Genomic DNA, 23,279 nt, shown 5'->3' with positions numbered 1-23,279 from the left:
ATAGGAAATTATTTTATGGGGGAATTATATTGAATAATAGTGATATAATACAAGTTGCAGCATTTGCAGGTAAAATTATTTTAGAGAATGGGGCAGAAACATATAGAGTGGAAGAGACAATAAGTAGAATTTGTATGGCTTTTGGATTAGACGAAGCTGAAAGTTTTGTTATGCCGACAGGAATAATTATATCAATTAGGGATAAAAAAGGTGATACGGCTTCTATAGTTAAAAGGATAAAAGAAAGAAAAGTAAATTTGGAAAATGTAGTTGCAGTAAATGAGTTATCTAGAAGAATTTGTAGTGATGAGATAACATTAGAGGAAATGAAAATCAAGCTAAATGAAATAAAAAATCAGCCATCATATAATAGGTGGATACTTATGTTCTTTACGGGTATGGCTTCGGCATTTTTTACTTTAATTTTTAAAGGAACATTTGCAGATTTTCTTGTAGCTGGATTTATTGGTATAAGCTTAAAATATTTTATTATTTTGCTTACAGAAATAAAAACTAATGATTTTTTTGTGAACATTTTTGGAGGAGCATTTATAGCAATAATTGCATTGATATGCGTCAATTTTAATTTTGGAGATAACTTGGATATTATAATTATAGGGTCTATTATGCCACTGGTGCCTGGACTATTAATAACAAATGCTATTAGAGATACAATTTCAGGAGATTTAGTATCAGGAATATCAAGAATGGCTGAAGCAATTATAGTAGCAGGTGCTATTGCTATTGGGACAGGATTAGTATTGAAGCTTTGGATTGGAGTTTTTGGAGGAAGTATTTAATGACAATGCACAATGAACAATGCACAATGTACAATTAAGGATGATTTTGCTGCGCAAAATCTTCAATTAAACTGAAAGATTTCATTAGGACTTATGAAGGGGTTAACTGGAAACTGCAAATTGCAAATTGCACATTGCAAATTATGTTTTAAAAAGTGGGTGGTTATTATGTTTATAGATTTTATTTTTGCGACTTTATCTACACTTGGTTTTGCGGGGGTGTTTAATATAAGAGGAAGAAATTTGGCTTTTGCATCTTTAGGAGGAGGCATAGGGTGGATTGTTTATTTGTTTTGTATACAGGGAAATTTATCTGTATCTTTAGCACTTTTTGCAGCTTCTGCAGCGGTATCAATTTATTCAGAAATAATGGCTAGAGTACTTAAAAAACCAGTTACTATTTTTGCTTTGTCTGCAATTATTCCACTTGTTCCTGGATATGGAATGTACTATACTATGTCAGAATTCATTTCTGGAAATATTGAAAAAGCGGCATATACTGGATTGGAAACTTTAATTAATGCGGGTTCAATTGCTACAGGAATTATTCTTATATCATCTGCTACGAGAGCGTTTTTTAAGGTGTTAAATGAAAAGAAAAAAGTAGTAATTATTAAAGAAGAGTAAATAGAAAAAATATTCACAAAAATTTTAGATAAAATTGATTAAAAAAAGTAACTTTAGGGCTATAATTTAAGTATATAAATTCAGTTTTATAAATAAATTTAAACTAATGAGGTGATTTGGTGAGTGATGTTATAGATTTTAACGAATTAAGGAATAGAGTAACGGATAAAGATGTTGATAAATTTGAACAGTATCTATATAGTATCTTTTATTCAGTCGGGACAAGTGATTTTGATATAATGAAGATGACTGAAAAATTTAATATGTATAAAGATAAAAATAATTTAACAGAGGAAAAATTTAATAATATTCAGAAGAAACTTATGGAAAGACTTGCTTTTCAGTATGGACTCAGCATTGAAGATTTAGAAAAACAATTAGGTAGTTTGGGTATGGATACACAATTCATGAACAATATACAAGGTAAAATTGATATTAAAAAGATTGAAAGAGAATTTCATTTTTTAGAGAAGTTCAACGGAAAAATGGGAAAGAAGATAGTAATTACATATAATATAAAAAATGATTTAAACAATTTGGAAGCCGTTCTAAATGATGGAAGTATTACGTTGATAAGTGCAGGAAAAATTAATCTGCAAGATCCTGAACTATCTGATTTACTTGTTTCTTATAAAGCATCATTGGAAATTGAGTCTATAAACATAAATATTTGTGAAAATAAAATAAATTATCAATATTAACAAATGAAGATAGTAATTCATATAAGGTTACGTTTTATCATATTGTTAATATTAAAAGGGGCAGTAGATAAGTTTGTGTTTACATAAATTTATCTACTGCCCCTCATAATTTACTGCAACTAGTTAATTAATTAATTAATTAATTAAAGATTTTCTGACCAAAGGGAAGAAAATCATCCACAATTGTTCATTGTGCATTGTGCATTGTGCATTGTGCATTGTATATTAGTATTCTTAATTGTCTTTTAAAACTACGTTAAGAACATCATCATTCTCATTACTTCAAAATAATCATTAGTGACAAATCTTATAGCAGTAGGGGATACTTTTTGTGCTCCAGGATAAAAGGATGCTTTATAAGCTAGATGAGGTTTACTGTAACCTATTATTACATCGAATTCATCTGGAATTTTAAGCAAACAACTTTGCAGTAGTTCTTTATCTAATGAGTTTTGAGCCGCTTTTTTAATTCTGCTTATTGCGATGTCAGGATGTAAACTTATAGTAGAATTGCCGATACCTTCTTTAACAGCAACGGTCTTAATATTGGGGTTGATTTTTTTAACGTGGTTTTTTAATTCTTTGTCACCAGTTACTAGTACAACAGGTACACCTACATAAGCAGCGGCATAAGCGTGAAGTAAAAATTCGTCTGTTTCTTCTCCATTTATTTTTATATAGCTGATGTTATGTTCATGCATTGTATGGCATAAAGGGCTACCGGAAGACCCAGAACCAGAATGATATCCTATAAACATTGCAGCATCAAAAGAACTATCTAGTTCTTGTACCATTGAAAAAGGATGTCCACTCCAACCTTTTATTAGCAATGACTCTTCTGGAAGCAAAGAGTGTATTAAATTTCTTCCAGAACTGTGAGCGTCTTTTATAACTATTTGTTCAGCGCCAGATAGTTGAGCACCTCTACATGCGGCTAATACTTCTCTTGTCATTTGTTCAGCAAAAGGGGGATAATCTCCATTAGGTTTTTCAGTTTCATCCCAATGAGTTACGCCTGTAACACCTTCGATATCTGCGCTTATAAATATTTTCATCTCACTCCTCCTTAAAAAATTATTTTTTTATGTGATATTTTTAAATATTATGTAGAAAATAATTTTGATATAGTTTTTTCGTATAATTATGGTCTTCTATAAAATTATAAACAATTAAGTAAATATTAGCAAATCAAAAGTTTTATTAAATTTATATTAAAAAAAATTTGTGTAAATTTACTTTATACTTGAAAAGAATATATGATTTTAGAAGATAAATGAAGAGTATAGTTACATGCTAGCTTTTTCCTGTTTCTATTATAAAATAAAACATTCGATTTTTTAATGGTTTGACAGTTATAAGGTAAATATTGTAGTGTAGAATAAAGGAAAAGTGTAAACATTTTATGTAGGTTTTATAAAGTAAAATATCTAAATAGTAAATTAAAATAAAAGGAGATTGTAGATGAAAATAATTTCTCATATATATAATAAATTTCGGAATTTACAAATGAATCTTAAAATAACTATAATATGGTTATTTGTATTAATATTTTCAATAATTACAATAGGTACGGTTGTGTATTATGAGGCAGCACAAGTAATTGATCACCAAGTAAACAATAACGTCAATGAGATTTTACAGCAGTCAACAAAATATTTAGATGAAAAATTGAAAAGTATATTGATTCAAATACATTTTTTACAAACAACAGAATCTTTTACAGAAAGTCTTATAGATATTTTTAATAATGAAGATGTTGATTATAATCTTCAATACTCAAGGATTCAACCCCTATTAACTCAGATAAAATCAAGAGATGAATATATAAAGTCTATTCAAGTTATTACTCCTAGAGGAAATTTTTATGATTCTTTTTTAGGTTTCAAGAGAGAAGAGGAATCGTATATAAAAGACTTATATAAAAATAAACAAGCTAATGGGCTTGTTTATTGGGGGAATAATGAAGATATCACTGATCATTCAAGTAGCTCAATACCAGTCATTATGAATATAACTATTGATAATGAAAAAGCAAATATTGATAAAAAGAATTCATTTTTTTTACTAGATCTCAGTAAGGATACTTTTGAATCATATATTGAAGAAATGGGCAGAAAGATTCAAGGTGAAATATATATAATTGATGAGGAAAATAAGATAGTTTTCACAAATAAAACAAATGAATTTTTAGATATTTTTTATGATAGAACTTTTCTAAATAAATTAGATGAAATTGATAATAATAAGTCCTTTATGTTTAAAGAAAAATATAATATGTTGATCAATATATCTGATTTTCATATAAATAATTGGAAAATGGTTAGTGTTCAAAGACAAGATATTATATTAAAAGACCTTAGCTTTATTAAAGCTATTACATTAATATCAGGCTTTATACTTCTAATAAGCGCATTTCTATTTTCAACATTTATGGCGGGTAATATTACAAAGCCTATGAAACGGCTGCAGAGAATTATGGAGAGCGCACCAAATGAAGATTTTAATATTAGGTTTAACAGTAAATACTATGATGAAATAGGTGAACTTGGCAGGAGTTTTGATGCTATGAGTGATAAAATTCAGAGTTTGATTGGAGAATTGAAATTAGAACATGAACACATAAAAGAAGAGCAATTATTAAAAAGAAAGGCTGAAATGAGGGCATTACAAGCTCAAATTAATCCTCATTTTTTATATAATGCTTTGGATTCAATTTATTGGCGTTCAATGATGAAGGGGAATGAAGAAGTAGGAGAAATGGCAATAGCTTTAGCAGATTTATTTAGAATTGGGCTTAATAAAGGGAAGGAAGTAACAACAGTATACAAGGAAGTTCAGCATGTTAAAAACTATTTGCTTATTCAAAAGATTATTTATGAGGATAAATTCAATTATTATTTTAATATTAATGAAGAAGCATATGAATATGAAACACTTAAGCTTATACTTCAACCATTAGTTGAAAATAGCATTTTGCATGGATTTAATGAAATGAATGAAACAGGTATTATAAAGATTAATGTAAGTCAGGATTTGGACAAGGTATGTATAGAGGTAATTGATAATGGTTGCGGATTTTCTGATAAAAATATGTTAGACTCTTTTAAGCATATTGATAAAAATTATAAAGGGTATGCACTGAAAAATGTATTTCAAAGATTAGAATTGCATTATGGTGAATTGTGTGAGTTTACAATACATAGTACACCTTATGTTGAAACCATGATCAGTATAAGAATACCAAAGATAAAAATCATGTGATTATTGAATAAATAATTGGGGGGATGATTATGTATAAATTAATTTTAGTTGATGATAAACGTGATATAACAGAAGGCATTATGAAAATGGGAGATTGGTATCAACAAGGATTTGAAGTGTGTGATAGAGCATTTAATGGTGAAGAGGCATTAAAACTTATAAAAGAAAAGAAACATAATATTGTGGTTACAGATATAAGGATGCCTAAAATGGATGGCATTGAATTAACAAGGCGAATAAAAGAATTAGATATGAATATAAAAGTTATTTTACTAAGCGGATATGATGATTTTGCTTATGCACAGCAGGCAATAAAACTTGGTGCTGAAGAATATTTATTAAAACCTGTAAGGATTAATTTAATTAAAGAGGCAGTTAATAGGGCGAAAATTAAGTTAGACGAGGAAAGAAATAGCAAAGAAGAAATTGATTTATTAAATCATAAATTAGTTGAGAGTTTTCCGTTACTTAAAGAAAAATATTTTAAGTATTTACTCAGTAGTGCTAAAAAAGATGATTTATCTAAGATTAAAGAAAAATTTGATTTTTTAGGTATAAATTTGGAAACTGAAAACATCATAATAATTATTGCAGAACTGGATAATATACATATGATTAATAATAAAAATTATATGGAAGAATTTGAATTATATAAAAATCAAGTAGCAAATACCCTTAGAGAAGATGTAAGTAGAACTTGTAAATGTGAAGTTTTTAGATATGACCAAAATAAAATTATTATCTTGTTAAATGGCGATAAAAAAATTAATCTAAAAGAAAATATTCATAAGGCATATAAGATAGCTGAGATTATAAGAAGTACAGTAGAGAATTGTTCACAGAATACTATTACGCTTGCAATTGGAGATATTTCTCCGACGATGGAAGAAATTTATTATTCTTTTAGAAATGCGCAAAAAATACTTTCATACAAACTATATCTAGGGGGTAATCGTGTTATCACAATAGATGATATTGAGTTGGGATCAAAAAGCCTATTTAAATATCCGATGAATGTAGAGGAAGAATTATTATTTGCTATAAAAATTGGGCGGGTTGAGCAAATTGATGTTTTGGTAGAGAAGTATTTAAATGATTTATTATCAGAAAAAAAATTATCACCACAAGCTTTTAAAAATATATTGATAGAGTTTATTGGAAGCGTATACCGAAAGATTTTATACACAGATAGTGATAAGTACGGATGTACAAAGGAATTAGACTATTTAGTTGAGATTAATAAGTTAAAAACTCTCGATAGAATAAAAGATTGGATGAAACAAAATTTAACAATGATATGTCAATTGATGCAAGAGGAAAAAAAGAGCCGATTGGAGAAGGATATTTATAAAGCCAAAGAATATATCTATAAATACTATAATACAAACATATCATTGCAAAAGGTTGCAAATTATATTTGTATAAGTCCGACTTATTTCTCAGCAGTATTTAAAGAATATGTAGGAGAATCATTTATTGAATTCTTAATCAATTACAGAATAAAAAAAGCTAAGGGACTCTTAGTTGATGGTCAATATAAAATATATGAAGTTGCAAATATGGTTGGATATTCGGATAGACGTTATTTTAGTGAACTATTTAAAAAACATGTTGGACAAAATCCAGCTCAATACGTACAAGCTATAAAAAACAATGATAAGAATCCCCCCCCTTGTTCATAAAAGAGCCTCATTGAAAGAAAATGACAATGATTTATAATTAATATTATAGAACAGTTATTAACGATGTTTATTTTTTTTACTACTTGGTGAAACCGATAACATCTAAATATGTGTTTTATAAATTAAATAGGGGGTATTTTATGAAAAGTAAATGGTTTAAATTAACTAGTATCATGACAACATTAATGATTTTAGTGGGTATCTTAGTAGGATGTGGCAATAATGCTACATCAAATGCAAATGCAAATACTTCAAACAAAGAGGGAAATGAAGTAACAGAGAAAACAAAAATAGTTTGGTGGACTCATCAGGTTCATGATAAAGATTATATGCAAGAAAAGATTGACGAATTCATGGCAGAAAATCCTGATATTGAAGTTGAATATGTAGTGCAAACTGATAATTATGCACAAAACTTAGAACTTTCATTTCAAAGTAATCAAGCACCAGATATTTTTTCTATGAAAAGCGATGCTAGATATTATGTTACAAGAGATATGATTGCACCTATAGATGATTACATTACAGATGAACATAGAGAAAGATTTGGAGAGTTGCTTAAAGTAGATTCTGGTAACTATGTTGATGGCAAAACTTATAGTATGCCGAATATTGGTAACATATTTAGACTTGTATATAACAAAGACTTAATGGCTGAAGCTGGTATAACTGAAGCTCCAAAAACATTAAGTGAAATGGTTGAAGATGCAAGATTAATGACAGAGGCTGGAAAAGCAGATGGACAGTATGGGTTTGCTATTAATTTAAAAACTCCAGCTGGTGCATTTAGCAGATCTATTGATAAAATAGCTGAAGCAAGTGGTGCGCAACCATATAATTACGAAGAAGGTAAGTATGATTTTTCAGCAATGAAACCAATAATTTTAGCATTTAAAGAAATGTATGATAAAGGTTATATGTTCCCTGGAGTTGAAGGATTGAGTATGGACCCTTTAAGAAGTCAGTTTGCAGATGGAAAAATTGGATCATATATTTCAGCACATTGGGAAGTTGGAGTTTATAATAGTCAGTTCCCAACAGAAGTTGATTGGTCAGCAGCACCAGTTCCAATTATAGATGGAACAGAAGGTGAAGGTAAGATTGGAGCTACTAAAGCAGGTTTCTGGCAAGGAATTAGCAGCACATCTGAAGTAAAAGATGCAGCATGGAAATTACTTGATTATATGTATAGCGAAGATGTTTTAGTGGGATATCATGATAAAGGTCTTGGATTTTCAGTTGTAGATTCAGTTCTTGCAAAAACAGCTGAGCCTACAGTTAAAGGAGCAAAAGAATTCCAATATAATTCAGACATTGATAAATTTTGGGATGTTACACCTTTCCAATTTGGATATGGTGCAAGCTATGGGTTAACTGCTGAAGGTAAAGATTACGCAGAAGAATTTACTGCAGTTATTCTAGGTGCAATGGATATTGATGAAGCTATAGAAGATCTTAATACAAGATATAATGAAGCTTATGATAAAGCCATAGAAAAAGGCGAAATTGAGAGAATTATAATAACAGACTAAAAGATCTTAAAATAGCAATAATTTTTGTGAAAGGGCTAAATTATTATTTAGCCCTTTTGTGCTAAAAATATGAAAAGAGAAGGAGTATTTATGTTAAAGAAAATAAGACAGAATTATCAACTTTCATTCATGATGATACCTGGAATCGTTTTTTTAACTGTTTTTACTGTATATCCATTGCTTTGGGTATTAAGATACATTTTTTTCGATTATTCTGGGTTCGGACAGGCAGAGTTTGTAGGTTTACACAACTTTATAAGAATATTTACACGTGATCCAGATTATTGGAATGCTGTTGTTAATACATTTCAGTATGCTTTTGGTAAACTAATTATAACAGTACCACTTTCATTTTTATTGGCAGTATTACTTAATATTAAATTTAGAGGAAGAAATTTATTTCGTGCGGCAATATTCTTGCCAACTATAATGAGTGTTTCTGTTATGAGTATGGTATTTTATTTTATATTCAATTCTTACAATGGTATTATAAATCAATTGTTAATGAGATTTAATTTGGTGAGTCAGCCTGTAAACTGGCTTGGTATGGAACATGCTATGCAAACAGTTGTTGTTGTTGCAATTTGGGGTGCAATAGGAAACTATATGATTTATTTTATGGCAGGTCTTCAATCTATACCGGGTGAACTATATGAAAGTGCATCAATTGATGGTGCTAGTAAATTCAAACAACTAATTCATATAACTGTACCGATGATGGCTCCAGTAACACAGATGGTTGTAATGTTAGCAATCATGACAGCTCTAAAAGGATTTGAAAGTATTATGATTATGACCAGTGGTGGACCAGCAGGTGAAACAGATGTAATGTTCTTAATGATATACAGAATTTTCTTTGGAACAGATACTAATATGTCAACTGTTGAATATGGATATGGTACTGCAGTAGCTCTTTTAACATCTCTTATTGTAGGTGTAATTACGCTAATTTATTTGCAATCATCTAAAAAAATGAAAGATAATCATTAAGGGGGAGAACAATCTATGAAAAATAAAAAGACAAAAATGCTTTATGCTTTAATGTATGTAGTGCTTATTTTACTTTGTATTGCAACAGTTTTCCCTGTATTTTACGCAATATTAGGGGCTTTTAAAACAAATGCAGAAGTAACACTTGGAGGGACGATAATCCCTAAAAAATGGGTTTTTGATAATTATGTTATTGCACTAAAGAGATTTAACTTTGCAAGATATTCATTAAACAGTATTATCATTGCAGTAGGTGTGACTGTTGGTTCAATCATTGTGTCATCTATGACAGGATATTGTGTTGCTAGAAAAGATTTTCCAGGTAAAAAACTATTTATGGGTGTTTTGCTTGGAACTATGTTTATATCTGTAGGAACAGTAACTTTAAAACCTTTATATTTGTTATTTGTAAAACTAGGATTACAAAATTCATTATTGCCAATAATATTAATACTAATTGGTGCTAATATGAATTTTAACATTTTCTTAGTATCTCGTTTTGTTCAAGGAGTTCCAAAAGAATTAGATGAGAGCGCTACAATTGATGGTGCTGGATTCTTTAGAATATACTGGCAAATAATATTGCCGTTGATTAAACCAATACTTGGGGTTGTAGGGTTATTTAGTTTTAGAGGAGCTTGGAATAATTATATTCACTCATCTATTTTTACAATGACTAATCCTAATCTTAGACCATTAACAGTTGGAGTTGTTTCATTAAAATATGGAACAGAGGCTGCTATAGAATGGAACATTATGCTTGCAGGTGCATCACTTGCCATTATACCAATGTTGATTGTCTATATATTTGCAAATAAAACATTTATATCAGGTTTATCAGAAGGAGCTGTAAAAGGGTAATGGAGACAGAAAGTATCAAAAAACTTATTTCAAAAATGTCACTGAATCAAAAAATAGGAGCAATGCTAACATTAGGATTTTCAGGAACAATAGTAAAACCTCATATACACGAATATATCACAAAGTATCATTGCGGTGGTCTTAGATTGTCACCAGAGCATAGATCTTTTGGCAATTATACAGATCCTAAAACTGGGAAAGTAATTGTAAATGTTGAGCGTAAAACAGGTTATAAAAAAGGTGTAAATGCACCAAATTGTACAGCATCAGAATATAAGAAAATATTAAATGAACTTCAGGATATGGCATTGGAACGTCCTTTAGGTATTCCACTTCACTTTTCTTATGATCAAGAAGGAGGCACAAGTGCTGATTTCTTCTTTGGGGGTGTCAATATATTTCCAAAACCAATGGGACTTCGTGCAACAGGTGATAAAAAACTGGCTTATGAAGTAGCAAAAGCTGTTTCAAAACAGAGTAAATCAGTAGGGTTCAATTGGCTACATTCGCCTGTTTTAGATATTAATGTTGATCCACGAAACCCTGAAATTTATACTAGAGCCTATTCTGATAGGGTTGAAGATGTTATTGAATATTCAATAGAATCTTGCAAAGGTTATAAAGAAGAAAAAATAATTGCAACGGGTAAGCATTTCCCTGGTAGAGGGGATTCGCCTATAGATGCTCATTTCCAGTTGCCTGTTATCGATGTTGATAAAGAAACAATGCTTGAAAGAGAATTATTACCATATAAAATCCTTATTGAAAAAGGATTGTTGCCTTCTATTATGATTGCACACAGTATTTTTCCGGCTTTAGACGAAGAGGATATTGCAACGGTGTCTAAAAAAATAATTACTGATTTACTTAGAAATGAACTAGGATTTGAAGGTGTTATAACAACTGATAGCATGACTATGGGTGCAATAGCAACTAGATATGGAGTTGCAAATGCTTGTGCTATGGCACTTGAAGCAGGTGCAGACCTTGTTCTTATGAAAGCAGAAAACGAATTGGTTGAAGAAACTTTTAATACAATTAAAATGTTTGTAGAACAAGGTAGAATAAGCGAAGAAGAGTTAAATAAAAAAGTTTATAGAGTGTTGAATTTAAAATATGAATACGGACTATTTCAACAATCTAATTATAATAATTCAAAACCAGAAGAAATAATTAATGATGAACGAATTATTAAATTATCAAAACAAGTGGCTAGAAAATCTGTTTTAATAGCAAGACAGCAAGATGACATACTTCCATTAAGTTCTGAGCAAAATATTCTAATAATTGAGCAAATGGTAAAAAGCTATAATAGCTATACATGGCATCCTGGTATTCTTTATAAGAATTGCTTAAAGTACAATAAAAATTTATCTTATATTGAAACTGCGTACACATATGATGAAGATGATAAAACACGTATTATGGAACAAGTAAAAGAATTTGATACTATTGTAATTACTAATTACTTTATACGAGGCAAATTGTGTAATAGTGAATTTATCAATGAACTTTCAAAAGATAAATCTAAAAAAATTATTGTAGTAACAAATACACCATATGAAGAAATATCTATACCAGAAAATGTAGAAAATGTTGTAATAACCTTTGCTACTTCTCCAGATAACATCGAAGCAACGGCAGGTGTATTATTTGGAGATGTTAATCCTGAAGGAGAATGGCCAGTAGAATATCAACTTAAAGGACGATGCTAGAATGAATGATGAATTAAAAACATTAAAAAAAGAAAAGGAATTCCTATTATGTGTTGACTCAGATGGATGTGCAATAAATACAATGGAAGTAAAACACGTAGAGTGTTTTGGACCAAAAATGATTGAGGTTTGGGGACTAGAAGAGATTAAAGAAGAGGCTATAGAAGTGTGGAATTATGTCAATCTATACTCTCTTTATAGAGGTATTAATAGATTTAAAGGTTTAGTAAAAGCGTTAGAATTATTACAAGAAAAACACTTTACAAATATATTGATACCCAATTTTGTAAAATTAAAAGAATGGGCTGAAAATTCGGAGCGTTTATCTAATGAAGCTTTAGAGGAAGAATATAATTGTTGCAAAGATGAGGCACTTAAAAAGGCATTGATATGGTCAAAAGCCGTCAATGCTAGTATTGCTCTTTTAGATAAAGAGCAACCCTCTTTTTCTTATGTTAAAGAAAGCTTAGAATTAGCCACAAAATATGCAGATATTATTGTTGTTTCATCAGCTAATGCAGAAGCTATAGAGGATGAATGGCAGCACCTTGGTTTAGACAGATATGTTAAGGTGATGGCTGGACAAGAGATGGGATCAAAAAAGGACTGCATAAGGATAGCAAAAGAAGATAAATACGAAAATACTCAAGTACTTATGATTGGAGATGCACCGGGAGATTATGAGGCAGCCAAAGCTAATAATATACTTTATTATCCAATTATCCCTGGCAGAGAAAGTCAATCATGGAAGCGTTTTTTTGATGAAGCATTAAATAAATTTATAAGTAAAGAATATGAGGGAGTCTATCAAAATAAATTAGCCCAAGAATTCATAAAGGTTTTAACACCTAAAGGGTAATATAACAAGGACAGTATATCTAAAATAAGTGATTAAGGTGATGATTTAAATTAGTATGTTTAAAGAAATTGTAAATAAAATTGATGTTAAAATAATTGGGAATGGATTTGAATTAGCAATTTCAAATGATAATATGGCCAAAGCAGAAGAGTTATTATTAGATTACTACCGCAATAGAGAAAAAACAACATTTTTTTTTGATAAGAAAGATAAGCATAGAATAGTCACCGAAAACAAAAAAAAATATAAAAAAGAAATAGAAGAAATTCTGTATAAGGCTGATATGGCTCTTGAGCATAAATTTATACTAAGAGGTAATTCAATAGAGAATCCATTTGTTTTTGTTGGAGATGAGATTAATTGGCATGTAACTCCAAATGGAGACCGTGAAGGTCTTTTTTCTATTAACATACAAGAATGGTTTTTGGATTTGGCAAAAGCTTATTGGTATACCGATGATGAAAAGTATACTAAAGGGTTTATTGAACTACTAAGTGATTGGTATGAAAAATGCCCATGTCCAAATGACGGCAAAGAACATTTTTGGGATTATTCAGGTTGGCGTTCTTTGGAAGTTAGTAGGAGAATGGTGTATTTTATACAAGCATATTATATGTTTCAAGATTCACCCTATTGGACACCGAGACTTAATACAATGTTTATTAAGCTTGTTTATGAGCATTGCAATCAACTAGCAGAGCATATTTGTATTCTTAATCATAATCACACCATAATGCATATGGAAGGATTATTATATGGAGCTATATTTTTCCCAGAAATTCTTGAATCTAAAGAGTGGATAGATATAGCTAAAACAACATTAGAAGCTTGTGCAGAAGAGCAGATATATGAGGATGGAATTCATATTGAAGCAGTACCAGCTTATCATAATCTTACAGTTATGTTATTTGCAAAGCCTATTTTATTTGCAGAAATTAATGGATACTCCTTAAGCGATAGCTATAAGGAGAGGGTTAAGAAAATGTTCCAATTTTCAATGTACACATATAGGCCGGATGGTTCCTGTACACCTATAGGCGATTCAGATGTTATTCCTAAAATATCTAGAAACTATATGGCGGCATTTGGTTATTTTTTATTTCATCTAAATGAGCTAAAAGCCTTTGCAGAGGTTGATGAAAAACTTAGTTGGTTTGTTTCTAAGATTAATGATAATAAAAAGAAAACTGAAAATTTAGAATTACTAATTGGGTTGCAGGAAAAAAGAGCATTTAATAATGGCGGTTACTACTGTATTCGAAGCAATTGGGATGACGATGCCTTATATACAATGTTTCACTGTGGACCCTTAGTTCATGGTCATCCTCATGCAGATTTATTAAGCTTTGATATTTTTGCGTATGGGTATAGTCTTTTAACGGATGTTGGGATTTTTACTTACAATGAGTGTACGGATAGAAGATATCTAAAAGGAACTAATGCACATAATACAATAACCGTAGATGGCTGTGACCAAGCTGAATATGAGCATAGGATGAGTTTTAAGGAAGTTCCTAAATATAAATTAAATAATTTTAAAGTTACGAATAAGTATTCTTTGATAGATGCAGAGCATTATGGATACCAACGTTTGGAAGATCAAGTTACGCATAGAAGAAAACTTATATCAATTAATGATGAGTTCTTTGTCGTTGTAGATACATTACTAGGACAAGATGAACACGATATTGAACAGTTTTGGCACTTTAATAGTAATGAAGTTGAATTGTTCTCAAAGAGCTTAATAGCAAGAAGTAATGATGAAAATAAAGCAAATATTCAAGTTATTCCTCTAGTTACATCAAAAGTTAAAGGGGAAGTATTTGAGAGTTGGCTATCCGATAAATATGGTAGTAAACGGAAGGCAAAAGTAGCTAGGTATTGGATAAAAGAAAGCTTGCCAATGGATATGGTAACTCTTTTAATTCCAGAAGAAGCTAAAAAAATTAAAAAAGTAGATGTTTTGGATTACTTTAATGATGGAAAACATATTGTAATTAATGTTGTAATTGATTCAAAAGAATATACTGTAAAAATTTCAGATGAAATTGAAGTTATATGCTAATTTGAAAGGATATGATAGTATGAAGGATTTTAAAACTATGAAATTTGACGAATTTGAAGAATCATTAGGTGATATATGGCAAGCTATTATTGAAAAAACTGATGTAATGATAGCTAACTCAAAAGGTAAGTCACCACATGTTTCCTTTGACGGTGTCTATGATGATATGAAACTTGATTGGTGGACTTCTGGTTTTTGGCCAGGAATTCTATGGATTATTTATGATATGTCAAAAGATGAAGCTTTTCGTAAGGCTGCTTGGGATTATGATGAGCGTATAGAGCAATGTTTTGTTAAAGAGTCAAATCTTCATCACGATGTGGGCTTTCAGTTTTTACCTACAGGAATTATAAAATATAAGCTTACAGGTGACTTGGATGGTAAAAGAAGAGGATTAGAAGCAGCTAATTTCTTAGCTGGTAGATTTAATATAGCAGGTAATTTTTTACGTGCATGGAATCAAGATAAAATAGGTTGGTCTATTATCGATTCTTCAATGAATATTTCCTTATTGTTTTGGGCTGCAGAAGAATTTAAAGACCCAAGATTTAAACATATTGCGAAAGCTCATGCTGACACAGTATTAAAATACTTTATTAGAGAAGATGGTTCAGTTTGTCATATAACAAGCTTTGACCCTGAAAGTGGAGACTTCATAGAAGCTCTTGGAGGCCAAGGATATGGACCGGATTCAGCATGGAGCAGAGGACAGGCTTGGGCATTATATGGAATGGCAAATGTTTATAAATATACAGGAGAAATAAAGTATTTAAGGGCAGCACAGAAAGTAGCAAATTACTTTTTAGCTGCTTTGGGTGATGATTATGTACCTTGTTGGGACTTTAGAGTAAATGACCTTGATGGAGAACCTAAAGATACTTCAGCTGCTTCTTGTGCTGCTTCTGGAATGTTAGAAATTGCAAAACATCTTCCAAAAGAAGAAGGTAGAATTTACCGGGAAAAAGCAGAAAAAATAATATTTGCATTAACTAGTAAATATTCAACTTTTGATAATATGGATTATGAAGGGTTGTTACTTGAAGGAACAGGACATAGGCCAGCTAATCAAAATGTGAATGTATCATTGATTTATGGTGACTATTTTTATGTAGAGTGTATTGCCAAGTTGCTTGGGTGGAAAAATAATATATTTTAGTCCAAAGATAGTTTTGAATTTGAGTTAGACGGAGTAAAACAAGTTATTAAAGCTGGAGATACTGTATATATTCCTGAGAATGTAGAACATGGACTTGTAACATTGGAGAATGATTCTATGTTAGTTGATGTATTCACACCACAGAGATAAGATTTTTTAAAATAAGAGGCTAGCTACAGGCTAGTCTCTTTTATTTCTTGTTTATTTTTTTTATACTGACGTGGAGATAATCCAGTTATTTTTTTAAATGACTTGTAGAAATTTGAGTAGTCATTAAAGCCCAAAGTTTTGTAAAGCTGGTTTATAGGTATATTTTTCAAAATAAGTTCCTTGGATTTCATTATTCTTTTATATGTTAAGTATTCTATCAAAGTAAATCCTGTATTGGCTTTAAAATAATGACTAAGGTAATACTTATTGAGAAAGAATTTTTCTTGAAGTGTATCTAGTGTTATTTTTGAACTTAGGTTTTTATTTATATAATTCAAAATATTTGATGTAAGTTCATTATGAATAATAAAATCTGGGCTTGATTCTTGTTTGGAATAAATATTGTTTAAAATTATAAGTAATTGTATAACATATGTTTTTATAAGTAGTTGATTTTGTTGTGAGGTAACTTTACTATATTTTTCGACTTGATTTAGTATAAAATCAATTTCTTTCAAAGTTTCAGCATCGGATTTAAGTAAATTATTATGACCTAAGGTTCTGTTTTCAAAACATGACAATAAATTGTATGTATTAGATTCTATAATGTTCAAAATTTCAGGTTTAAAATGTAAAACTTTTCTTTCGTAAATAGTGTGAGAATTTATATATAGTCTATGGAGCTCCTTGTTGTTAATAAGTAAAATATCATTTTTACAAAGAGAGTAACTTATTCCTTCTATATAGGAAGTTACATCTCCTGAAATTAAATAATATATTTCGTAGCCGTCATGGATATGAGTAGAATATTCAAAAGGTGGCTTATCAACGCTATGATGAAACCATAAGTTATTATTAATATGTTGGATTGAAGAATAGTTTGTCATAAAGTTATCCTCGCTTTTTATAGGGCAGTTATGAAATTATATATATATTATACAGCAATATTTGCAATGTTTTAAACAAATAAGTCAAAGTTTTCTATGATACCATTTACATAAGAGGTGATATTTTATGAGTAAGTTTATGGATGATAATTTTTTACTGAATAATGATAAAGCAATTGAATTGTTTAACCGATTTGCTAAGGATATGCCTATCTTTGATTATCATTGTCACTTAGCTCCTAAAGATATATTGGAAGATAAAAAATTCACCAATATAACTGAAGCTTGGCTTTATGGTGACCATTATAAATGGAGGGCTATGAGAGGTAATGGTATAAGTGAGGACTATATTACTGGAAATAGAAGTGATTATGAAAAGTTTGAAGCTTGGGCTGAGACTATGCCATATCTTATAGGAAATCCTTTATATAGTTGGACACATTTAGAGCTGCAAAGGTATTTTGATATCGATGAAATTCTTTGCAAAGAAAATGCAAAAATTATATGGGATAAAGCCAATAAAATATTACAAAAAGAAGATTTTACTGCAAGAGGGATCATAAAAAAATCTAAAGTAAAAGGAATTTGTACAACAGATGATCCTACAGATACCCTCCTGTATCACGAAAAAATTGCAGCTCTTAATGATTTTGAAACTAAGGTCTTACCTACTTTTAGACCTGATAAAGCTTTAGAAATAAATAATCCTATTTTTAAAGAATGGGTATCAAAACTATCTGAGGTTTCTGGAATAAACATTGAATCTTACGATGAATTCATTAAGCAACTAGAAGAAAGAGCTTTATATTTTCATGAAAGAGGATGCAGAATATCAGACCACTCATTAGGATATGTTTTCTATAAAAAAGGAACAATAGATGAGGTTAAATATATATTTAGCAAAGCGTTAAATGGTGGAACAGTGGATATAATAGAAGAAGAAAAATTTAAAACATACACTATGAATATACTTGGGAAGATTTATTCAAAATTAGGATGGACCATGCAAATTCATATAGGAGCACTTAGAAATAATAATACTAGAATGTTCAATGATATAGGTGCTGATAGTGGATTTGATTCTATCAATGATTATTCTATTGCAGAAAAATTATCTAGGCTTCTTGATTCTCTAGATGTATGTAATTGTCTTCCTAAAACTATATTATATACATTGAATCCTAAAGACAATCAAGTGTTAGGAACTATGGCAGGTAATTTTGCTGGAGGTGGAATCACAGGTAAAATTCAATTTGGAACTGCATGGTGGTTTAATGATAATAAGGATGGAATGGAAACACAAATGAGAGCTTTAGCTAACCTTGGGGTTTTAGGAAGATTTATAGGTATGCTTACAGATTCTAGAAGCTTTTTATCTTATACAAGGCACGAATATTTTAGAAGGATTTTATGTAATATGGTTGGTGAGTGGGTAGAGAATGGTGAATTCCCAGATGATAACACTACTTTAGAAATGATAATAAAAGGCATTTGTTTCAATAATGCAAAAGACTATTTTGGTATAAACCTTTAAAATTTTATGAACTGTGAACAAAGTATTAAATAAGGAGATGAAAAAAATGAAAATGACTTGGCGTTGGTATGGTGAAGGAAATGATGATATAACCTTAGACCATATAAGACAAATACCAGGAGTTATGGGAGCTGTTTGGTCACTTCATGATAAGGTAGCTGGTGAAGTGTGGGAAATGGAAAGAATTCAAGAAGTAGCAGATCAATTAGCTGCCAAAGGACTTAGTCCTGCAGTTGTAGAAAGTGTTAATGTACATGATGACATTAAACTTGGACTTCCATCAAGAGATAAGTACATAGACATCTATATAGATACAATAAGAAAACTTGCAAAGGTTGGAGTTAAGGTAATATGCTACAATTTCATGCCTGTTTTTGATTGGACTAGAACTGATTTATATAAAGAAGCGGAAGATGGTTCAAATGCTTTATTTTATGAAAAAAGTTTAGTTGAAGGAGTTTCACCTCAATCTGTTGTAGACAGAATACTTGAAGGTGCAGGAGAAAAGACAATGCCAGGTTGGGAGCCAGAAAGATTAGCGCATCTTGAAGAATTATTTGAAAAATATAGTGGAGTAACAGAAGATATACTTCTTGAAAATTTAAAATATTTTCTTGAAAGAATAATTCCAGTGTGTGAAGAAGAGGATATTAAAATGGCAATACATCCGGATGATCCACCATGGCCTATATTTGGGCTTCCTAGAGTTATAAGAAGTAGAGATCATATTAAGAAATTTTTAGATCTTGTAGATAGCCCGTATAATGGACTTACATTATGTACTGGTTCACTAGGTCCAAATCTTAATAATGATATACCTGCTATAATTAGAGAATTTGGAGATAGAATACATTTTGCACATATAAGAAATGTAAAAGTTTTTAAAAATGGGGACTTTATAGAAACTTCTCATAGAGCTTGTGATGGAAATGTTGATATTGTAGAAGTAGTTAAAGCTTATCATGAAATGGGTTTTGAAGGATATGCTAGACCAGATCATGGTAGACACCTATGGGGTGAAGAGAAAAATTGTAGACCAGGATATGGACTTTATGATAGAGCACTTGGTGTAATGTATATTTTAGGAATATGGGATACTCTTGAAAAGGAGAAAAACAAATAATGAAATTAAATCTAAATGAATTAAAAAATGTTGAAGCATGGCAAGCGGCTGGAATTGCTCTTCCAGAGTTTGATTATGATAAAGTAAAAGCTAATACAAAAGAAAATCCTACTTGGGTTCACTTTGGAGCAGGTAATATATTTAGAGGCTTTGTAGCTAGAGCTCATCAAAATCTTCTTAACAAAGGGATAGCCCATACAGGAATAATAGCTGTAGAAACTTTTGATTATGAAGTTATTGAAAAAGTATATGAGCCTCATGATAACTTAGCTTTAGTTGTTCTTATGAATAGTGATGGTAGCTTTGATAAAGAGGTTGTTGCAAGTATTGTAGAAGGTATAACTACTAAGATAGATAATGGAGATTACAATAGACTTGTATCTGCCTTTGAAAATCCTAGTTTGCAAATGGCTAGTTTTACAATTACAGAGAAAGGTTACGCTCTAAAAGATTTCTCGGGAGAGTTCCTCTCTTTTGTAAAAAAAGATTTAGAAAATGGACCTAGCTTACCTACTCACGCTATGAGTGTAGTAACGGCTCTAGTTTATAAAAGATACTTAGCTGGCGGATATCCAATGGCATTAGTAAGTATGGATAACTGCTCACATAATGGTGATAAAGTTAAAGAAGCTGTATTCTCTATTGCAAATGAGTGGAATAAGAGAGGATTTGTAGAAGATGGATTTATTGAATATATTAAAGATGAGGAAAATATAACATTCCCTCTATCTATGATAGATAAAATAACTCCAAGACCTGCTACTGTAGTAAAGGAAGCATTAGAAAAGGATGGTCTTGAAGATATAGATATAGTTATAACGAATAAAAATACTTACATGGCACCTTTTGTTAATACAGAAGTTTGCGAGTATTTAGTAATAGAAGATAAATTTCCAAATGGTAGACCTAAACTTGAAGAGTCAGGCATTATATTTACAGATAGAGATACAGTAAATAATGTAGAAACTATGAAGGTAACAACGTGTCTAAACCCATTGCATACTGCATTAGCAGTAACAGGTTGTCTGCTTGGGCATACTTTAATTGCCGATGAAATGAAGGATGAAACACTGAAAAGACTTGTAGATAAAATAGGTTACGATGAAGGATTGCCTGTAGTTATAGACCCTAAAGTATTGAGTCCGAAGAAATTTATTGATGAAGTTGTACAAGAAAGATTTGCAAACCCATATATACCGGATACACCTCAAAGAATAGCTACAGATACATCACAGAAAGTAGCCATAAGATTCGGAGAGACTATAAAATCTTATATTAAGGATGAAAAATTAGATCCGGCTAATCTTGTAGGAATTCCTCTTGCAATAGCTAGTTGGTGCAGATATTTGATGGAATTAGATGATGAAGGCAATGAAATGACTTTAAGCCCTGACCCTATGATAGATACACTTAAAAAGATAATGGATAAGGTTAATATGGGTGACACTAAGGTAGATATATCTGATATTCTTTCAAATGAAGAAATATTTGGAGTTAACATGTATAAGATAGGTCTTGGAGTAAAGATTGAAAATATATTTGTTAAAATGATACAAGGCACTGGAGCTGTTAGAAAGACAATTGAAGAATTTTTAATATAAAAAGAACGGTAGAAAATTTTGTGTAGGGACAAATATTTCTACCGTATTTTTTTAAGTTAAAGATTAAATATTTGCGATTTTATTTAAAATAATAATATTATAATAATAATATTATAATAATAAAAAACCAGTTAAATAATGATATAATAGCAAAGATATATTAAACACTATAAAACATAGCTAAAAACAAAAAAAAGAGGGGTTTAGATAAATTGAATGAAATCGTAGCAAAAATTTTACCTATAATATTAGTAATAGCTTTAGGATATCTTATAAGAGTTAAAAATTATTTATCAGAGAACACAATAAAAGATTTGATGAAAATTATTTTAGATTGTGCACTTCCAGCAGTTTTGTTTTTGACATTTTTAAGGATGGATCTTGAAATTGAATATTTAAATTTAACTATAGCAATAATCATACTTAATTGTTTATTATTTTTTGTAGGTTATTTAATAAATAAATTGGGATTAGTAAAAGAATCAATACTTCCTTTTATAACAACTTGTTTTTCTTTTGGACTTCTTGGGATACCCCTTTATGGGACTATTTTTGGTATAGAAAATTTGAATAAGATAGTTATATTGGGTGTAGGACATGAGCTGTTTGTATGGATTATATATATTAACTTAATGAAAGTTATGTTGAAAAAAGATAAATTTACCCTAGATACTTTTAAGAATTTATTAAAATCACCTTTGATAGTAGCAGTTGTAACGGGCTTGATTATTAACATTTTAGGATTATCTAGTATTTTTGAGAGTAATTTTATTTTAAAAGGAATTATAGGAAGTATTGAGTATATGTCAATTATAGCAAATCCAATTATATTTGTAATAGTTGGTTACGGACTTAAATTTGAAAAAGAACATATTAAGAAAAGTGTAATATACGTGATTATTAGATATATAATTGTTTTTTCAGTAGGATATTTGTTTAAATTCTTTGTATTGGACAAGATTATTATAAATGATGTACTTTTTGATTATGCATATTTTACATTTTTGATATTACCAGGACCTCTTTCTTTACCTATAATGATGAGCAAATATAGTAATGAGAAAGATTATGAAAAGTTAGCTAATAGTGTAGTTGTTTTAAATACTTGTGTATGTATAGTAATATATATAATTTTTGTACTTGTAAAATAGGAATAAACTATAGAATAATAAGATAAAGAAGGGGAAAACTAGAATCAGTAAATATAAACTATACTAAAACTTAATTTATACGTGTACAAAACTTCATAGTTTAAGGAGTTATGGATAAGTAAAAAATTATGTTAAATTAGTCTAAGGAGCTGATTTTATGAAAAGAGATAAAAAAATAATTATAGATGCTACTGAGTTTACAGAAGCTTTTCCTGGAGCAATAATTGGGTCTATATATGAAAAAGAAGAACCTACGAAAGAAATCCACGATAGTTATAGAGTTTTTGTCAATGGTGATTATATAGGAGATAAAGTTTTGCTTGGACAGAATGAAGAAGTGAGTGAGCTTAATGATTATTTAAAAAATAATAGCTTCACAAATTATTCAACCCTTGTAGATGGTAATAGATATTTTATAAAAGAAAAAGATAGAGAACAAGCTCATAAGATGAAAGACAATCTTCAAACTTATTTGAGTATACGATAGTGTTATTTAATGCACAATAAACAATGCACAGCATTCCTATATTAAGACTTTTTAAGTGTTGAAAAATAAATATCCTCCTGTTAAAATACGGAGTATC

At 29.9% G+C, this 23,279-nt stretch carries 19 protein-coding genes and 1 pseudogene; 18 read left to right on the top strand and 2 right to left on the bottom strand.

Features of this window, described 5'->3' with window-relative positions; all coding sequences use genetic code 11:
* Nucleotides 1-29: 29 nt before the first annotated feature.
* From ACVHXK_RS04355 to ACVHXK_RS04345, 3 genes are all read left to right on the top strand, one after another.
* A complete protein-coding gene (locus ACVHXK_RS04355; RefSeq protein WP_461205144.1) occupies nucleotides 30-800 on the top strand; it encodes a threonine/serine exporter family protein in 771 nt (256 codons plus the stop codon).
* A 168-nt stretch (nucleotides 801-968) separates the two neighbouring features.
* On the top strand, nucleotides 969-1,427 hold the full coding sequence (locus tag ACVHXK_RS04350; protein WP_461205143.1) for a threonine/serine exporter family protein: 459 nt from the start codon (nucleotides 969-971) through the stop codon (nucleotides 1,425-1,427).
* Nucleotides 1,428-1,546: 119 nt separating this feature from the next.
* The gene (locus tag ACVHXK_RS04345; protein WP_461205142.1) at nucleotides 1,547-2,128 is read left to right on the top strand and encodes a DUF3867 family protein; all 582 of its coding nucleotides are present in this window, start codon (nucleotides 1,547-1,549) and stop codon (nucleotides 2,126-2,128) included.
* Between the two features lie 251 nt (nucleotides 2,129-2,379).
* On the opposite strand, the gene ACVHXK_RS04340 is transcribed toward ACVHXK_RS04345, so the two are convergent.
* Nucleotides 2,380-3,183 (bottom strand): M55 family metallopeptidase, encoded by an 804-nt coding sequence (locus tag ACVHXK_RS04340; protein WP_461205141.1) that lies wholly within the window; start codon nucleotides 3,181-3,183, stop codon nucleotides 2,380-2,382.
* Nucleotides 3,184-3,589: 406 nt separating this feature from the next.
* On the opposite strand from ACVHXK_RS04340, the gene ACVHXK_RS04335 reads away from it, so the two are divergent.
* The 10 genes and pseudogenes from ACVHXK_RS04335 to ACVHXK_RS04290 form a co-directional block, all read left to right on the top strand.
* A complete protein-coding gene (locus ACVHXK_RS04335) occupies nucleotides 3,590-5,389 on the top strand; it encodes a sensor histidine kinase (protein WP_461205140.1) in 1,800 nt (599 codons plus the stop codon).
* Nucleotides 5,390-5,418: 29 nt separating this feature from the next.
* On the top strand, nucleotides 5,419-7,071 hold the full coding sequence (locus ACVHXK_RS04330) for a response regulator transcription factor (RefSeq protein WP_461205139.1): 1,653 nt from the start codon (nucleotides 5,419-5,421) through the stop codon (nucleotides 7,069-7,071).
* A gap of 140 nt (nucleotides 7,072-7,211) precedes the next feature.
* The gene (locus ACVHXK_RS04325; protein ID WP_461205138.1) at nucleotides 7,212-8,603 is read left to right on the top strand and encodes an ABC transporter substrate-binding protein; all 1,392 of its coding nucleotides are present in this window, start codon (nucleotides 7,212-7,214) and stop codon (nucleotides 8,601-8,603) included.
* Between the two features lie 90 nt (nucleotides 8,604-8,693).
* Nucleotides 8,694-9,593, top strand: a complete 900-nt coding sequence (locus tag ACVHXK_RS04320; protein WP_461205137.1) for a carbohydrate ABC transporter permease — start codon at nucleotides 8,694-8,696, stop codon at nucleotides 9,591-9,593.
* 15 nt (nucleotides 9,594-9,608) lie between these two features.
* Nucleotides 9,609-10,454: a carbohydrate ABC transporter permease gene (locus ACVHXK_RS04315; RefSeq protein ID WP_461205136.1), complete on the top strand. Its 846-nt coding sequence runs from the start codon at nucleotides 9,609-9,611 to the stop codon at nucleotides 10,452-10,454.
* Nucleotides 10,454-12,169, top strand: a complete 1,716-nt coding sequence (locus tag ACVHXK_RS04310; protein WP_461205135.1) for a glycoside hydrolase family 3 protein — start codon at nucleotides 10,454-10,456, stop codon at nucleotides 12,167-12,169. Before ACVHXK_RS04315 ends, ACVHXK_RS04310 begins: the two co-directional genes overlap by 1 nt.
* A gap of 1 nt (nucleotide 12,170) precedes the next feature.
* Nucleotides 12,171-13,028, top strand: a complete 858-nt coding sequence (locus ACVHXK_RS04305; RefSeq protein WP_461205134.1) for an HAD family hydrolase — start codon at nucleotides 12,171-12,173, stop codon at nucleotides 13,026-13,028.
* Nucleotides 13,029-13,083: 55 nt separating this feature from the next.
* Nucleotides 13,084-15,093, top strand: a complete 2,010-nt coding sequence (locus ACVHXK_RS04300; protein ID WP_461205133.1) for an alginate lyase family protein — start codon at nucleotides 13,084-13,086, stop codon at nucleotides 15,091-15,093.
* A gap of 19 nt (nucleotides 15,094-15,112) precedes the next feature.
* The gene (locus tag ACVHXK_RS04295) at nucleotides 15,113-16,249 is read left to right on the top strand and encodes a glycoside hydrolase family 88 protein (protein ID WP_461205132.1); all 1,137 of its coding nucleotides are present in this window, start codon (nucleotides 15,113-15,115) and stop codon (nucleotides 16,247-16,249) included.
* A gap of 24 nt (nucleotides 16,250-16,273) precedes the next feature.
* Nucleotides 16,274-16,399: pseudogene (locus ACVHXK_RS04290) on the top strand (cupin domain-containing protein); the annotation flags it as partial.
* 23 nt (nucleotides 16,400-16,422) lie between these two features.
* On the opposite strand, the gene ACVHXK_RS04285 reads toward ACVHXK_RS04290, so the two are convergent.
* On the bottom strand, nucleotides 16,423-17,286 hold the full coding sequence (locus tag ACVHXK_RS04285) for an AraC family transcriptional regulator (protein WP_461205131.1): 864 nt from the start codon (nucleotides 17,284-17,286) through the stop codon (nucleotides 16,423-16,425).
* 127 nt (nucleotides 17,287-17,413) lie between these two features.
* Between ACVHXK_RS04285 and uxaC the strand changes: the two genes are divergently transcribed.
* The 5 genes from uxaC (at nucleotide 17,414) to ACVHXK_RS04260 (ending at nucleotide 23,182) form a co-directional block, all read left to right on the top strand.
* Nucleotides 17,414-18,820, top strand: a complete 1,407-nt coding sequence (uxaC, locus tag ACVHXK_RS04280) for a glucuronate isomerase (RefSeq protein ID WP_461205130.1) — start codon at nucleotides 17,414-17,416, stop codon at nucleotides 18,818-18,820.
* Nucleotides 18,821-18,866: 46 nt separating this feature from the next.
* Nucleotides 18,867-19,943, top strand: a complete 1,077-nt coding sequence (gene uxuA / locus ACVHXK_RS04275; protein WP_461205129.1) for a mannonate dehydratase — start codon at nucleotides 18,867-18,869, stop codon at nucleotides 19,941-19,943.
* Entirely contained in the window at nucleotides 19,943-21,544 is a 1,602-nt protein-coding gene (locus ACVHXK_RS04270) for a mannitol dehydrogenase family protein (protein ID WP_461205128.1), read from the top strand. Before uxuA ends, ACVHXK_RS04270 begins: the two co-directional genes overlap by 1 nt.
* Before the next feature lie 212 nt (nucleotides 21,545-21,756).
* Complete coding sequence (locus ACVHXK_RS04265; protein WP_461205127.1) at nucleotides 21,757-22,695, top strand: AEC family transporter; 939 nt, start codon at nucleotides 21,757-21,759, stop codon at nucleotides 22,693-22,695.
* Between the two features lie 157 nt (nucleotides 22,696-22,852).
* Nucleotides 22,853-23,182, top strand: coding sequence for a hypothetical protein (locus ACVHXK_RS04260; protein ID WP_461205126.1), 330 nt, complete (start codon nucleotides 22,853-22,855; stop codon nucleotides 23,180-23,182).
* Nucleotides 23,183-23,279 lie beyond the last annotated feature (97 nt).

Source organism: Clostridium sp. DL1XJH146 (assembly GCF_054819755.1).
The sequence above is the reverse complement of the archived record's forward strand: the minus strand, read 5'-3'. Positions and strand labels throughout refer to the sequence as shown.

Bases quoted from the DNA above. Each gene is read 5' to 3' on its own strand.
- ACVHXK_RS04305 (WP_461205134.1), top strand. From the start codon at position 12,171: ATGAATGATGAATTAAAAACATTAAAAAAAGAAAAGGAATTCCTATTA.
- ACVHXK_RS04260 (WP_461205126.1), top strand. From the start codon at position 22,853: ATGAAAAGAGATAAAAAAATAATTATAGATGCTACTGAGTTTACAGAA.
- ACVHXK_RS04295 (WP_461205132.1), top strand. From the start codon at position 15,113: ATGAAGGATTTTAAAACTATGAAATTTGACGAATTTGAAGAATCATTA.
- ACVHXK_RS04335 (WP_461205140.1), top strand. From the start codon at position 3,590: ATGAAAATAATTTCTCATATATATAATAAATTTCGGAATTTACAAATG.
- ACVHXK_RS04285 (WP_461205131.1), bottom strand. From the start codon at position 17,286: ATGACAAACTATTCTTCAATCCAACATATTAATAATAACTTATGGTTT.
- ACVHXK_RS04310 (WP_461205135.1), top strand. From the start codon at position 10,454: ATGGAGACAGAAAGTATCAAAAAACTTATTTCAAAAATGTCACTGAAT.
- ACVHXK_RS04340 (WP_461205141.1), bottom strand. From the start codon at position 3,183: ATGAAAATATTTATAAGCGCAGATATCGAAGGTGTTACAGGCGTAACT.
- ACVHXK_RS04270 (WP_461205128.1), top strand. From the start codon at position 19,943: ATGAAATTAAATCTAAATGAATTAAAAAATGTTGAAGCATGGCAAGCG.
- ACVHXK_RS04325 (WP_461205138.1), top strand. From the start codon at position 7,212: ATGAAAAGTAAATGGTTTAAATTAACTAGTATCATGACAACATTAATG.
- ACVHXK_RS04320 (WP_461205137.1), top strand. From the start codon at position 8,694: ATGTTAAAGAAAATAAGACAGAATTATCAACTTTCATTCATGATGATA.
- ACVHXK_RS04315 (WP_461205136.1), top strand. From the start codon at position 9,609: ATGAAAAATAAAAAGACAAAAATGCTTTATGCTTTAATGTATGTAGTG.
- ACVHXK_RS04300 (WP_461205133.1), top strand. From the start codon at position 13,084: ATGTTTAAAGAAATTGTAAATAAAATTGATGTTAAAATAATTGGGAAT.
- ACVHXK_RS04330 (WP_461205139.1), top strand. From the start codon at position 5,419: ATGTATAAATTAATTTTAGTTGATGATAAACGTGATATAACAGAAGGC.
- uxaC (WP_461205130.1), top strand. From the start codon at position 17,414: ATGAGTAAGTTTATGGATGATAATTTTTTACTGAATAATGATAAAGCA.
- ACVHXK_RS04350 (WP_461205143.1), top strand. From the start codon at position 969: ATGTTTATAGATTTTATTTTTGCGACTTTATCTACACTTGGTTTTGCG.
- uxuA (WP_461205129.1), top strand. From the start codon at position 18,867: ATGAAAATGACTTGGCGTTGGTATGGTGAAGGAAATGATGATATAACC.